This is a genomic window from Dorea sp. 210702-DFI.3.17 (assembly GCF_020560825.1).
Lineage (GTDB): Bacteria > Bacillota > Clostridia > Lachnospirales > Lachnospiraceae > Dorea > Dorea formicigenerans.
This window is the reverse complement of sequence record NZ_JAJCNB010000011.1, coordinates 37,454-50,821: the sequence shown is the minus strand read 5'-3', so window position 1 is coordinate 50,821 and position 13,368 is coordinate 37,454. Positions and strand designations below refer to the sequence as shown.

Annotated in this window: 14 protein-coding genes; 1 reads left to right on the top strand and 13 read right to left on the bottom strand. The window is 41.4% G+C overall.

Features of this window, described 5'->3' with window-relative positions:
- Positions 1 to 98 precede the first annotated feature (98 nt).
- The 5 genes from LI149_RS07665 to argC form a co-directional block, all read right to left on the bottom strand.
- Complete coding sequence (locus LI149_RS07665; protein WP_117605687.1) at positions 99 to 1,289, bottom strand: aspartate aminotransferase family protein; 1,191 nt, start codon at positions 1,287 to 1,289, stop codon at positions 99 to 101.
- Positions 1,279 to 2,178 (bottom strand): acetylglutamate kinase, encoded by a 900-nt coding sequence (gene argB, locus LI149_RS07660; protein WP_022279143.1) that lies wholly within the window; start codon positions 2,176 to 2,178, stop codon positions 1,279 to 1,281. Before argB ends, LI149_RS07665 begins: the two co-directional genes overlap by 11 nt.
- A 56-nt stretch (positions 2,179 to 2,234) precedes the next feature.
- Positions 2,235 to 3,458: a bifunctional glutamate N-acetyltransferase/amino-acid acetyltransferase ArgJ gene (gene argJ, locus LI149_RS07655; protein ID WP_117495097.1), complete on the bottom strand. Its 1,224-nt coding sequence runs from the start codon at positions 3,456 to 3,458 to the stop codon at positions 2,235 to 2,237.
- 130 nt (positions 3,459 to 3,588) lie between these two features.
- Positions 3,589 to 4,032, bottom strand: a complete 444-nt coding sequence (locus LI149_RS07650) for a GNAT family N-acetyltransferase (protein WP_005337066.1) — start codon at positions 4,030 to 4,032, stop codon at positions 3,589 to 3,591.
- A gap of 24 nt (positions 4,033 to 4,056) precedes the next feature.
- Positions 4,057 to 5,097 (bottom strand): N-acetyl-gamma-glutamyl-phosphate reductase, encoded by a 1,041-nt coding sequence (argC, locus tag LI149_RS07645; RefSeq protein WP_005334447.1) that lies wholly within the window; start codon positions 5,095 to 5,097, stop codon positions 4,057 to 4,059.
- Positions 5,098 to 5,353: 256 nt separating this feature from the next.
- Between argC and LI149_RS15450 the strand changes: the two genes are divergently transcribed.
- A complete protein-coding gene (locus LI149_RS15450) occupies positions 5,354 to 5,476 on the top strand; it encodes a hypothetical protein (protein WP_255647465.1) in 123 nt (40 codons plus the stop codon).
- A gap of 16 nt (positions 5,477 to 5,492) precedes the next feature.
- Here the strand turns inward: LI149_RS15450 and LI149_RS07640 are convergent, their stop codons facing one another.
- The 8 genes from LI149_RS07640 to LI149_RS07605 all read right to left on the bottom strand — a co-directional run bounded on the left by LI149_RS07640 (position 5,493) and on the right by LI149_RS07605 (position 13,344).
- Complete coding sequence (locus LI149_RS07640; RefSeq protein WP_227143169.1) at positions 5,493 to 6,740, bottom strand: glutamate-5-semialdehyde dehydrogenase; 1,248 nt, start codon at positions 6,738 to 6,740, stop codon at positions 5,493 to 5,495.
- 156 nt (positions 6,741 to 6,896) lie between these two features.
- Positions 6,897 to 8,171 carry a phosphoribosylamine--glycine ligase gene (gene purD, locus LI149_RS07635; protein WP_227143168.1) on the bottom strand — a complete coding sequence of 425 codons (1,275 nt, stop codon included), beginning with the start codon at positions 8,169 to 8,171 and terminating at the stop codon, positions 6,897 to 6,899.
- 82 nt (positions 8,172 to 8,253) lie between these two features.
- Positions 8,254 to 8,877: a phosphoribosylglycinamide formyltransferase gene (gene purN / locus LI149_RS07630; RefSeq protein ID WP_022279138.1), complete on the bottom strand. Its 624-nt coding sequence runs from the start codon at positions 8,875 to 8,877 to the stop codon at positions 8,254 to 8,256.
- Positions 8,871 to 9,896, bottom strand: a complete 1,026-nt coding sequence (purM, locus tag LI149_RS07625; protein WP_005334455.1) for a phosphoribosylformylglycinamidine cyclo-ligase — start codon at positions 9,894 to 9,896, stop codon at positions 8,871 to 8,873. Before purM ends, purN begins: the two co-directional genes overlap by 7 nt.
- Positions 9,897 to 9,944: 48 nt before the next feature.
- A complete protein-coding gene (purE, locus tag LI149_RS07620) occupies positions 9,945 to 10,457 on the bottom strand; it encodes a 5-(carboxyamino)imidazole ribonucleotide mutase (RefSeq protein WP_005334457.1) in 513 nt (170 codons plus the stop codon).
- 42 nt (positions 10,458 to 10,499) lie between these two features.
- The gene (locus tag LI149_RS07615; protein WP_227143167.1) at positions 10,500 to 12,548 is read right to left on the bottom strand and encodes an aminopeptidase; all 2,049 of its coding nucleotides are present in this window, start codon (positions 12,546 to 12,548) and stop codon (positions 10,500 to 10,502) included.
- Positions 12,549 to 12,896: a DUF6142 family protein gene (locus tag LI149_RS07610; protein ID WP_117495092.1), complete on the bottom strand. Its 348-nt coding sequence runs from the start codon at positions 12,894 to 12,896 to the stop codon at positions 12,549 to 12,551.
- The gene (locus LI149_RS07605) at positions 12,880 to 13,344 is read right to left on the bottom strand and encodes a VanZ family protein (protein ID WP_227143166.1); all 465 of its coding nucleotides are present in this window, start codon (positions 13,342 to 13,344) and stop codon (positions 12,880 to 12,882) included. Before LI149_RS07605 ends, LI149_RS07610 begins: the two co-directional genes overlap by 17 nt.
- Between the last annotated feature and the right edge of the window lie 24 nt (positions 13,345 to 13,368).

Genomic DNA, 13,368 nt, shown 5'->3' with positions numbered 1-13,368 from the left:
AGTATATCCGTGCGTCGGTTTTTATATTCCTTTTTATAAATGCCAGATACATTTCATGATGCCTGCGGATTGCTCCACATTTTTTCACTCTGCTATTATTACAGAACCTTTTTCAAAATCTCCAGCATCTCATCTACATGCTCTTTTTCAATCACAAGTGGCGGAACCAGGCGAAGTACATTCCCCTTTGCACTGATAATAAGAAGTCCTTCTTTCAGTGCCTCCGAGCTAATCTCTCCTACCGGCTTCTTAACCTTAATCCCCTGGATAAGTCCAATTCCTCGTCTCTCCAGAACTGCGTCATTTGCTGCAACAAGTTCATCCAGCTTTTCTGTCAGATACGCGCCAATCTCACGCACATGAGCTGTGAGATCATATTTTTCAAATAACTCCAGCGTCTTGGCAACTGCTGCACACGCCAGCGGATTTCCACCATAAGTTGTTCCGTGATCTCCCGGCTCAAGAGAATATTCTGCCACTTCTTTTGTCATGGCAAATGCTCCTACCGGAACTCCATTTCCAATTGCTTTTGCCATCGTCATGATGTCCGGTTTTACACCATATCCCTGCCATGCAAACATAGAACCTGTACGTCCCATACCACACTGAATCTCGTCACAAATCAGAAGAATTCCTTCTTCATCACAAATCTGGCGGAGTCCTTTCATAAATTCATCAGTAGCCGGAGTGATTCCGCCTTCCCCCTGAAGAGCTTCCAGAATAATTGCGCATGTCTTATCACTTACCAGTGCTTTTACACTGTCAAGGTCATTGTATTTTGCAAATTTCACGCCCGGTATCAGTGGCTCAAATGGCGTTCTGTAATGCTCTGTTCCGGTAACAGACAATGCTCCCATACTTCTTCCATGGAAAGAATCTTCCATAGCAATGAACTCATAACGTCCGGTACCTTTTTTGTAAGCATATTTTCTGGCAGCTTTTAATGCACCTTCAATTGCCTCTGTACCACTGTTAGTAAAAAATACTTTATCCATCTCACATGCTTTCAAAAGTGCTTTTGCTGCTTTTCCGCACGTTGTATTATAGTATAAATTCGAAGTATGTGTCAGAAGATCGATCTGATTTTTTAATGCAGTCTTATACTCTTCATTACTGTATCCAAGTCCACATACCGCAATTCCTGCCGCAAAATCCAGATACTTCTTTCCTTCTGTATCATAAAGATAAACACCCTCACCATGATCTAAGACAACCGGAAAACGGTTATATGTATGGACCAGTTCTGAGTTTGTCTCTTCCATATATGTATTTGTCTGATTATTCTCCATCATAATACCTTCTCTCACTGTCATTTAAAATAGCTGTACCAATTCCTTTGTTTGTAAAGATTTCAAGCAGCAGGCAGTGTGGAATTCTTCCATCCAGAATATGAACCCTGGATACCCCACTCTCAATAGCCTCGATACAGTTGTTGATCTTCGGAAGCATTCCGCCACCGATATATCCATCTCCCACCAGCTTATGAGCCTCTGATACTGTCAGTTCAGAAATCAGTGTGGATGAATCCTGTGGATCCTTATAAACTCCTTCAATATCTGTCAGAAATGCAAGCTTCTCTGCTTTCATGGCTTTTGCAATCGCACATGCTGCATCATCTGCATTAATATTGTATGTATTGTTGTCATCGTCCAGTCCTACCGGGCAAATGATCGGAAGGAAATCTTTTTCCAGAAGATCGTAAAGAATATCCGCATTTACATTTGTCACATCACCGACAAATCCGATATCTTCACCATTTGCATATTTTTTCTTTACAGAGAGAAGTCTTCCGTCTTTTCCACTGATGCCGATTGCGCGGACTCCCAGGCTCTCTACAAGCTGAACAAGACTTTTATTTACCTTGCCCAGAACCATCTCAGCCAGCTCCATAGTTGCCTCATCGGTCACACGAAGTCCATTCTTAAATTCCGGTTTCATACCAACTTTTCCAACCCAACGGCTGATTTCCTTACCGCCGCCATGAACAATGATCGGTTTGAAGCCTACCAGTTTCAAAAGTGTGACGTCCTGAATGACTCTTGCTTTGAGTTCCTCGTCAACCATGGCACTTCCACCATATTTTACTACGATAATCTTACGGTTAAAACGCTGGATATATGGAAGCGCTTCAATCAGTACTTCTGCTTTATCCAAATATTGCTGCATATCTTTATTCATGTCCAAAAACTTCCCTTCTGTCGTCCAACTACTAGTTTCTAACAATTATCTGTACTTTAACTTCTGTAATCTGCGTTAATATTGATATATTCATGTGTCAGATCACAGCCCCATGCGGTCGCACTGTAATCGCCCATTTTGATATCTGCCGTTGCTGTGATCTCAGGCTCAGATAAAATCTTTGTGGCTACTTCTTCACTATAATCTGTTGCCACACCATTTTCAATAATCTGAAGCTTTCCAGCTTTACTTTCAAAGAACAGATCCACCTTTTCCGGATCAAACTGTACACCGGAATATCCCATTGCACAGAGAATTCTTCCCCAGTTTGCATCATGTCCGGCAATTGCAGCCTTTGTAAGATTGGAGCATACAACTGATTTTGCAAGTGTCTTTGCCTGCTTTATACTCTCTGCTCCTACGACTTTCACCTCAAATAAAGCAGTCGCTCCTTCTCCATCTCCTGCCATTTTCTTGGCAAGTGTCTCGTTGACCATGTGAAGTGCCTCTTTAAATGTCTCATACTCCGGACTTGCGTAAGTGATCTCCTGATTGCCTGCCAGACCATTTGCAAGAAGAATTGCTGTATCATTAGTAGATGTATCTCCATCTACAGAAATCATGTTATAAGTATCTTCTACGTCTTCACTCAGCGCCTTCTGCAGTGCCTCTTTTGTAATTGCGGCATCTGTTGTGATAAATGCAAGCATCGTGCACATATTCGGGTGGATCATACCGGAACCTTTGGACATCCCTCCGATTGTGACTGTCTTGCCGCCAATCTCTATCTCAACTGCCATCTCTTTTTCTACTGTATCAGTAGTCATGATTGCAAGAGCTGCATCGTGTCCGCTCTGTAGACCTTCTGCTTTCTTTCCTGCCAGCACCTGGATTCCGTCCACCAGCTTCTGCATCGGAAGCTGCATTCCGATGACTCCTGTAGAACCAACCAGGACACCTGCTGCGTCAATATTAAGCGCTTTCGCTGCTGCCTCGGCTGTCTCTTTGCAATATCCCATGCCTTCTTCACCGGTACATGCATTGGCAATTCCTGAGTTTACAACAACTGCCTGCACGCCTGCGCCACTGTCTACTATCTGGCGATCCCATTTAACCGGAGCTGCCTTTACAACATTTGTTGTAAATGTTCCTGCAGATACACAAGGCACCTGGCTATAGATCAATGCCATGTCGGTACGTCCCTGATATTTAATCCCTGCGGCTGTACTTGCAGCCTCATATCCCTTCGCAGCTGTTACGCCGCCTTTTATCTGTTTCATATATTCCTCCTGAAGTTTCCTTCTATTTATTCACTTATTTTACAAAGCTTTTTCTTCATATTCAAGAATGCCTCGGCATTCTTATGATGCCTGCAGATTTCTCTGCACTTCGCACTTGCCTCATTCTCAGTTACTGAATAAATGCAGTGATATTCGCCTCATTTAATATAAAGTCGTAATAATTCAAATCTTCCCGCTTCTTCCAGCCAATCTCTTTCCAGAATGCATTTCCTATATCATTCTTTGTAAATGCAATTAAAGAAACGTTGTTGATTCCTTCTGTTTTTAGTGCTTCCATTGCAAATACAACCATTGCTTTTCCGATTCCGCGCATGCGGTATGCTTCATCCACACAGACATGATAGAGACACCCCCGTCTTCCGTCATGTCCACATAAAATAGCACCAACAATCTTATCATCTTCAACTGCTACCACACTCGTTGTTGGATTTCTCTTTAAAAAGCGCTCCACACCTTCTTTTGAATCATCCACACTTCGAATTCCAAAACCATGTATTTTCATCCAAAGATCATGCACCTGTTCATAATCTTCAATTGTCATTGTTCGTATCATTTTATTTCTCCCCTCAGATTTGTTCTATGGGAACATCGGAACAAGTTCCAGTCCTTCGCTTTCTGGAAGTCCGAAAAGAAGGTTCATATTCTGAACCGCCTGTCCAGCTGCACCTTTTACAAGGTTATCGATGGCTCCCATCATAACAATACGGTTCGTTCTTGGATCCAATTTGAATCCGATATCTACATAATTGCTGCCTTCTACCCATTTTGTCTCCGGACATACGCCTTCACCAAGCACACGCACAAACTTCTCGTCTGCATAATATTTATCATAAATTGCTTTTACTTCTTCACCTGTTACATCTTTTTTCAATGTAGCATACTCTGTTGCCAGTATTCCACGATTCATCGGGACAAGATGTGGTGTGAAACTGATGGTCACATTTTCACCTGACGCATATCCAAGCTGTTCTTCAATCTCCGGTGTATGTCTGTGAGATGCTACACCGTAAGCTTTCATGTTCTCATTGACTTCACAGAAAAGATTCGGAACCTTTGCTCCTCTTCCTGCTCCGGAAGTACCGGATTTCGCATCTACAATGAGTGTCCTCATATCAATGATCCCTTCTTTTGCCAGCGGATATGCTGTCAGAATAGAGCAAGTTGTATAGCAGCCCGGATTAGCGATCAGTCTTGCGCCTTTTACTTTATCACGGTTCACTTCGCAAAGTCCATAAACAGCTTCTTCAATAAATTGCGGACTCTTGTGCTCGATACCATACCATTTTTCATATACCTTAACATCTTTGATACGGAAATCTGCACTTAAATCTACAATTTTTGTCTTGCCTAAAATATTCTCGTTAATGACAGAAGCCAGAAATCCCTGAGGAGTCGCTGTAAAAATCACATCTACCTGATCTGCCAATGCTTCGATATTATCATCCATGCATTTTGCATCTACAATCTGAAACATATTGCGATATACATCTGCATACTTCTGATCAATATAGCTTCTTGAGCCATACCACACAATTTCTGCCTCCTTATGTCCCATTAAAATACGAACGAGTTCTCCACCTGCATAGCCTGTGGCTCCGATGATTCCTACTTTTATCATTTTTGTACCTTCCTTATATTGTAAAATCTAAAACTATCATTGTATACACTTCAATCCATGTGCATGATTATACAGCTTATATGTATAATATTCAAGTGTTTATGCATAACTTTTTAATATTATGCATATTATCCAATCTCATGAATACTTTTGCACAATTTCACAGCATATTTTAATCTTTACTCTTTATCCTTCTGCCTGTAAAAGTGCAACAGCTAATAACTACTGCAGTAGAATTTTCTCAGTTCCTGTGACTTTGGGCTATGGAAATGAGACTGGAGAAATCATGGCAGCCTTTGCTGACATGATTTTCTGTTCTATCAGGCTCATTGGAATGCTCAGCACAACGGAACTGGATACGAGAAAATTCTACGTTTAAGTATTCCCTTCCACTTTTACGGGCGAATCTGTCCATCTCCAAAAATCACATACTTTGTCGTAGTGAGTGCTTCTAATCCCATCGGTCCTCTTGCGTGTAATTTCTGTGTGCTGATTCCTATCTCTGCTCCGAATCCGAATTCGAATCCATCTGTAAATCTGGTCGATGCGTTGACATACACTGCTGCCGCGTCGATTTCATCCTGGAATTTCAGCGCATTTGTATAATCTTTTGTAATGATGGACTCGGAATGTCCGGTGTTATACTTATTAATATGTGCAATCGCTTCTTCTATGGAAGAAACTGTCTTCACGGAAATGATTGCATCCAGATATTCTGTGCCCCAGTCTTCTTCTGTTGCCGTCACAATCTCCGGTACAATCTCGCGAGCACACTCATCCCCCCGGACTTCTACGCCTTTTTCACAAAGCGCTTTATAAATAACCGGAATGGCCTGTTCTGCGATTTTTTCATGAACCACAAGTGATTCACATGCATTGCATACGCCGAGACGCTGTGTCTTTGCATTGACAACAATCGGGACTGCCATGTCAAGGTCTGCAGTCTCGTCCACAAAAATATGACAGTTTCCGGTTCCTGTCTCAATAACCGGGACCGTACTGTTCTGCACTACATTTGCAATGAGTCCTGCTCCGCCTCTTGGTATCAGAACATCAATATATTTATTTAGCTTCATCATTTGATTGACAACTGCACGATCTGTATTTTCAACAAGAAGAAGCGCATCCTCTGGAAGATTACATTTTTTCAAACCTTCCCGAATCACCTTTGTCACGGCAAGATTGGAATGGATTGCATCAGAACCTCCACGTAGGATTACAACATTTCCTGTCTTAAAGCAAAGTCCAAAAGCATCTGCCGTTACGTTCGGGCGCGATTCATAAATGATTCCGACCACCCCAAGTGGAACCACTCTTTTTCCAATACGAAGGCCATTCGGTCTGACCTTTTCCCACAATGTTGCACCAATTGGATCTTCCAGATCAGCAATCTGTCTGAGACCTTCAGCCATTCCGGCAATTCTTTCTTCCGTCAGGCGAAGACGGTCAATCAGAGATGCTTTCATACCGTCTTTCTCAGCTTTTTCAATATCCTTTTCATTTTCTGCCATAAGATAGCTTTTCTGATTTTCCAGTTCTTCCGCTACTCTTCGAAGTCCTTCATTTTTCTGATTTTGGGAAAGATGCTGAACCTGTGCTGAAACTGATTTTGCACGCTTCCCAATCTCGTGTATGTAATCCATATGACGCCCTCCTGCTTCTATTGTACTTGTTCTTTTTAACAAAATGCCTTTTCCTATACGAAAATAGACAAGACTTACATCTTGTCTATTTTATCTTATCCTTTTGAAATGATTTGTCAAGTTTTTACTTCCAGTCAAACTTCCGATAATAGTAAACTAAGCTTCATCAATAGCTTTTCCAATATCATGTCTCATATACTTATTGTCAAATTTTACCCATTCTGTTGCTGCATAAGCATTAGCTCTCGCTTCTTTCAAATCCTTTCCTTTTGCTGTCACACCAAGAACACGACCTCCGTTTGTAACGATCTGGTCTCCGTCAAATTTTGTTCCGGCATGGAAGCAATAGTAACCATCGTGTTTATCAAATTCCTCCAATCCTGTGATTGGCAGACCTTTGTCATATTTTACCGGATATCCGTCACTTGCAAGCACGACACACACTGCTGCATTGTCTTCGAACTGAAGGTCGATCTGATCCAATGTCCCATTAATGCAGGCTTCCATGACTTCAATAATATCATTCTTCATTCTTGGAAGTACGACCTGAGCCTCCGGATCTCCAAATCTGGCATTATACTCCAGTACTTTCGGTCCGTCTGGTGTCAGCATGAGTCCGAAGAAAATAATTCCTTTGAATGGGCGGCCTTCTGCTTTCATGGCATCGACTGTTGCCTGATATACATATTTGTTGCAGAAATCTTCAACTTCCTTTGTATAAAATGGACTTGGTGAAAATGTTCCCATTCCTCCAGTGTTGAGTCCAGTATCTCCATCTCCGGCACGCTTGTGATCCTGAGCACTTGTCATGGTCTTAATTGTGTTGCCATCTACAAAAGAAAGTACGGAAACTTCACGACCTGTCATAAATTCTTCAATGACCATCTCATTTCCTGCAGAACCGAATTTCTTATCCAGCATAATCTCTTTGACACCATCTTTTGCTTCCTCCAGTGTATTGCAGATCAAAACTCCTTTTCCAAGAGCCAGTCCATCTGCTTTTAATACAATTGGAAATTTTGCCTCTGTCTCCAGATACTTAATTGCCGCATCCGGATCTGTAAAATTCTCATATGCTGCAGTTGGGATATTGTATTTTTTCATTAAATCTTTTGAAAATGCTTTGGAGCCTTCCAGAATTGCTGCATTTTTCTTTGGACCGAATGCACGAATCCCTGCTTTTTCCAGTTCATCTACAAGGCCACCTACAAGCGGATCGTCCATTCCTACAATTACAAGATCTACTTCTTTTTCCTTAGCAAAGGCTACAATCTTATCGAACTCCATCGCTCCGATAGGTGCACATTCTGCCAGTGCTGCAATTCCGGCATTTCCCGGTGTACAGTAAATCTTATCGACCTTCTCACTCTTTGCAACACTTTGTGCAATTGCATGCTCTCTTCCGCCGCCACCTACGATTAATACTTTCATTTTATTCCCTCCTGCTGCTTTTATGATATAGGTTTTCATGTATCAAAACGAACTGCAAGTTTCCCTACAGTTCGTATTCTTACTATATAATATGAGTTCTTCCATCCTCTACTTTTACTTTTCCATTTGCGATCAAGTCAATTGCTTTCGGAAGTATCTTCCACTCTGCCTGCTCCATGACACGTCTCTGCAATACTTCCGGTGTATCTCCTTCTTCAACTTCCACTGCCTTCTGTAAAATAATCGGACCAGTGTCTGTTCCTTCATCTACAAAATGAACCGTCGCGCCCACAACTTTGACTCCTCTTGCGAGTGCTGCCTCATGAACTTTCAATCCATAATAGCCTGTTCCGCAAAATGACGGAATGAGAGACGGATGGATATTAATGATGCGATTGCGGTATTTTGCAATCATTTCTGGCGGAATCACTACAAGGAATCCTGCCAGCACAATCAGATCTGGATTCAGTTCATCCATCTTCTCCAGAAATTTCTGATTGAATGTTGCTCTGTTGGCATAATCTTTTGGGGAAATGCAGCAATTTGCAATTCCATGTTTTTTAGCCCGCTCAAGTGCATATGCATTTTTATTATTGCTGATCACGCCTGCAATCTTCGTATTCGTAATTGTCCCATTTTCCACCGCATCAATAATAGCCTGAAGATTCGTTCCGCCACCAGATACAAGAACTACTACATTTAACATAATGTAACTCCCTTTTCTCCAGCCTCAATATGACCAATCACATACGGTTTGTCTCCTGTTGCTTTAATTGCTTCCATAGTCTTATCTACATCAGCCGGATCAACTGCAACAATCATTCCGATACCCATGTTGTATGTATTATACATCGCATGCTCATCAACATTTCCATCTTTTGCAAGTTTTGTGAAAATTGGCGGGATTGGATAGCTGTCTTTTTTAACAACCGCTTTCACTCCATCAATCAGCATTCTTGGCACATTTTCATAGAAACCGCCACCTGTAATATGGCTGCATGCTTTTACAGTCACACCTGCATTTTTAATGCTCTTTAATGCTTTCACATAAATTCTGGTCGGAGCAAGAAGTGCCTCGCCAAGTGTTGTTCCAAGATCATCATAATATGTGTCCAGAGACTCTTTTGTCATGTCAAATACTTTTCTTACAAGAGAAAATCCATTGCTGTGCACTCCTGTAGATGCCATACCGATCAGAACATCTCCGTCTTTTAAATTCTCACCTGTGATCATATCCTTCTTATCACATACACCAACTGCAAATCCTGCAAGATCATACTCATCCTCCGGCATCAGTCCCGGATGTTCCGCAGTCTCGCCACCGATCAGTGCTGCTTCTGACTGGATACATCCTTCTGCCACACCACTTACGATAGAAGCAATTTTCTCTGGGTAATTCTTTCCACATGCAATATAATCCAGGAAGAATAATGGTTCTCCACCTGCACAAGCGATATCATTTACACACATTGCAACTGCATCAATTCCGATAGTATCATGCTTGTCCATGATCATAGCCAGTTTTACTTTTGTTCCACATCCGTCTGTTCCTGAAAGAAGAACCGGCTCTTCCATTTCTTTAATCTTTGCAAGAGAAAATGCACCGGAAAATCCACCAAGACCGCCAAGTACTTCTTCGCGCATAGTTTTCTTTACATGCTCTTTCATAAGTTCTACTGATTTGTAACCAGCCTCGATATCCACACCTGCATTCTTATAATCCATAACTCGTCTCCTTATGTACGTTTATTGTATTTTTATTTACTGATTTTTTTACTTAGATGCCAGATATGCCTCATACCCAACTTCATCTAATTTTGCTGCTTTTGCTTTCACTGCCTCTTTCTGTCCGGTTGTATAATCTTTTAACTTCTGAAGTAATGCGTCATCGGAAGCTGCAAGGATCTTTGCAGCAAGAATCGCTGCATTCTTTGCTCCGTCAATTGCTACTGTTGCTACCGGAACTCCCGGTGGCATCTGCATAATAGAAAAGACTGCGTCCATTCCGTCCAGATTCTTTCCCGAAAGCGGAACCCCGATAACCGGAAGGGCAAACAATGCTGCACACATTCCCGGAAGGGCTGCTGCCATTCCAGCTCCCGCGATCATAACTTTCATTCCGCGTCCTTCTGCACTGCGTGTCCACTCGATCAGTTCATCCGGCTCACGGTGTGCGGAGATGATTGTCATCTCATAATCAATTCCTAATTCTTCCAGCATGACTGCTGCTTTGCTCATGACCTTAAGGTCTGAGTCACTTCCCATTATAATTCCTACTCTTGGCATAGCATTCACCCTTTCTTATAAGTTCAACAAATAAATCATACCCTATTTATTAGAATTTTTCAATGGTTCATTTAAAATCTCTGTACCTGGAAGCACAAATATTCCGTCACGGATAATTTCTATCTCTTTTCCATCCGCGCATTCTACGGTAATACTCTTCAATTCTTCATAAGGAATCGTAATATCTGTATGACAATGGAAATATGCTGCTGAGACGTCTTCTTTTCTCTGAATGGATACCGAATTATCTCTTGCCACAATTTCTTTGCCATTTGGATTGTAAACTTTTATGTCCTCTGCCCAGCTATAGCATGTGTCACCAACTGCAAAATGCGGTCCCATTTTCTCGGCGATCAGAATTGGCATCTTATCGGCAATATTGTATTTCTTCGCTGCTACATACGCAGTCGTGTTCGTACCGATTGCAAATTCGCCAAGCGGCAATGTCGGGTGACGATAAAGAACATTATCTAAAAAGTATTCTTTATTCTCCAGTTCATATTCAAAGTTCTTGCAGCTGTAATCTGCCACCATTCCATTTGAAAACGTTACTTCCAGATCTTTGTATAATAGTTCATTCAGGTAAACCTGACTTACATGAAGAACCCCGTTCGTTCCTTCCAGAACCGGTGATGTAAAAACTTCTCCCACTGGGATGTTAACATCTGCCACGCAGTTTTCAAAAATCGTCTCCTTCTTTGGATCTTTCAATTTATAAAGCTGCACCCGAAGATCTGTATGGTTACCGTTGTTTCCAAGAATGTGCACACTTGTTCCCTGATCTAATGCATCAATAATGGTCTGTTGAACCTTCTCATAAACTTTTGCATCTAATGTATTGATCTTGATAATCTCATCAAAAATCTCTTCGTACTGATCTCCAATCTCCGGAACAGGATACGCTACGATTGTGAAACTTCTCTCGTCTCCCGGAATATAGCTATTTACAATCTGACTGGATTTACTGTCATATTCAAGCGAGATTTCCTTCTGCTTATCATTAAGTTTTACCGCCTCTGATTTTGACACTGGTGTAAATGGCTCCTCACCAAATGTCTCCATGCATGCCGGACCTGCATGACGTCTTGCCAGGTCTTTATACTGTTCGTAAGTTGTGCGCATGACTTCCAGCTTCCGTTCCATGAACTGACGATCTAAGATCAGTGCCTGATCGTCCTTATGGTCATACTCGTACTGCTTATTTGCAATACCTCCGTAATATCCGATTTTCAAATGTTGCCTCTTTGTAAGGACACTGACACCGGCGCGGTAAATCGTCGGCTTTAGTCCCATTTCCCGAAAATTCTCAATAGCAATCCGAATCACCCGCTCGAACCCAAGCGTATAGCGAATATTGACTGTTGCTTTCTTTGACAGATTCTTGCCTGTATTTACAAATCCAATCCGGTAACCTTCTGTATACACATCTGCCATTTTCTGTATTGTCTCAAGTGGCAGCTCATTCAGGTGCATGGCAGTGCGCTTCTCGTTTTCACTGACATACTCTCCATAATAATAGAGATAACGCACATCATTAAAATCACTATTCATAATCAGATCCGCAGCAAAATTATCTTCCGGGTCAATCTGTTCTTTGATGCGGTCTGCCAAAAATACGTCACAATAATCGCTGGCATACCAATAAATCGTCTGTCTCACATGCTCATATTCCGGCTCGTTTTCTTCCTCAAACTGATTATAAACTTCAATGAATAATTCAAACAAAATATCTAGATATTCTGTTTTCTTTTCAAATGCATATGGAATCACACCACGAAGTTCTGTATATAGAAAACTCAAAAGCCGGCCGTATTCTATGCCGAATTTTTCTGTTGCAAATGCCGGATTGGCATAACTTGTCTTATAATGCTCTCCAAGCACGTCATCATACAAATGTGTATTCCAACACTCTAATTCTTCAATTGAAAACTTATAATACTCACCATTTTCAATTTTTTCTTTTAATTTATCAACTAAAAGTGCAAAATCAGCCAGTGTCCGGAAATAATCCCGGTATTTTTCACTGACTGTATTTTCACCCTTTATATTCTCAATTCTCTCGATTGCTAATTCATATCTCATCTCTGTCATCTACACAAGCCCCCTGATAAATATTGCTGCAACTCCTGCAAGAACCAATCCATTTACCCCGATTCCGACTTTGCAGGTTATGTATTTCTTATCTCGTTCATTCAGACCCCGAAGTCCGAGCCTGAATCCATAAACTGCCAGTGCAAGCAGTGCAAAACAAAGAAATCCTACGATTATATTTACATTTCCCTTCATCAGAAATGACACAAGAATCATCACAATTAAAATCACTGCACAAAGCACAGCCATCATGCAGGATTGGATTCCCTTTTTCGCATGTTTCAAAGTCTTCTGGCCATATTTTGTATTTACACGTCTGCTTCGTTTTTTCTTATCTTTTCCGAACATGTCTCCTCCTTATTGCTACACAGATCACAAATATAATATGACCTGCAACTCCTCCGATCGTGTTGAGTAGAATATCATCTACGTCGAAACTTCCGACTTTCGTAAGAAGCTGAAATGTTTCTACACACAAGCTTAATCCAAAGCTCCAGAACAGTGTAGCAAAACAGCTACGATATTTGCTTGCCATAGGTAAAAAGAACCCGAATGGTATAAATATAATTACATTTCCAAACAGGTTCGTGAACATGGCAAAAAATCCCAACTGATGCCGGTACTGCCAAAATCTCCTGATTTCTTTGAACAGGACGAGATTATAATGGTATTCTTGCATCTCGCCCGTTCTGCCATACCAGTCGGAAAATATAAGAAAATATATCAGGAACCCGATGTAAAGGACAAATAATACTTTCCCAAGTCCTCTAAGTGCCTTTCTTTTTCTGGAATTCAAAAATATTGCTTCCTTTCCGTCCAG

What these genes read in the sequence shown, in the direction of transcription:
- LI149_RS07665 (WP_117605687.1), bottom strand. Translation starts at nt 1,289, where the DNA reads ATGGAGAATAATCAGACAAATACATATATGGAAGAGACAAACTCAGAA.
- argB (WP_022279143.1), bottom strand. Translation starts at nt 2,178, where the DNA reads ATGAATAAAGATATGCAGCAATATTTGGATAAAGCAGAAGTACTGATT.
- argJ (WP_117495097.1), bottom strand. Translation starts at nt 3,458, where the DNA reads ATGAAACAGATAAAAGGCGGCGTAACAGCTGCGAAGGGATATGAGGCT.
- LI149_RS07650 (WP_005337066.1), bottom strand. Translation starts at nt 4,032, where the DNA reads ATGATACGAACAATGACAATTGAAGATTATGAACAGGTGCATGATCTT.
- argC (WP_005334447.1), bottom strand. Translation starts at nt 5,097, where the DNA reads ATGATAAAAGTAGGAATCATCGGAGCCACAGGCTATGCAGGTGGAGAA.
- LI149_RS07640 (WP_227143169.1), bottom strand. Translation starts at nt 6,740, where the DNA reads ATGGATTACATACACGAGATTGGGAAGCGTGCAAAATCAGTTTCAGCA.
- purD (WP_227143168.1), bottom strand. Translation starts at nt 8,171, where the DNA reads ATGAAAGTATTAATCGTAGGTGGCGGCGGAAGAGAGCATGCAATTGCA.
- purN (WP_022279138.1), bottom strand. Translation starts at nt 8,877, where the DNA reads ATGTTAAATGTAGTAGTTCTTGTATCTGGTGGCGGAACGAATCTTCAG.
- purM (WP_005334455.1), bottom strand. Translation starts at nt 9,896, where the DNA reads ATGGATTATAAGAATGCAGGTGTGGATATCGAGGCTGGTTACAAATCA.
- purE (WP_005334457.1), bottom strand. Translation starts at nt 10,457, where the DNA reads ATGCCAAGAGTAGGAATTATAATGGGAAGTGACTCAGACCTTAAGGTC.
- LI149_RS07615 (WP_227143167.1), bottom strand. Translation starts at nt 12,548, where the DNA reads ATGACAGAGATGAGATATGAATTAGCAATCGAGAGAATTGAGAATATA.
- LI149_RS07610 (WP_117495092.1), bottom strand. Translation starts at nt 12,896, where the DNA reads ATGTTCGGAAAAGATAAGAAAAAACGAAGCAGACGTGTAAATACAAAA.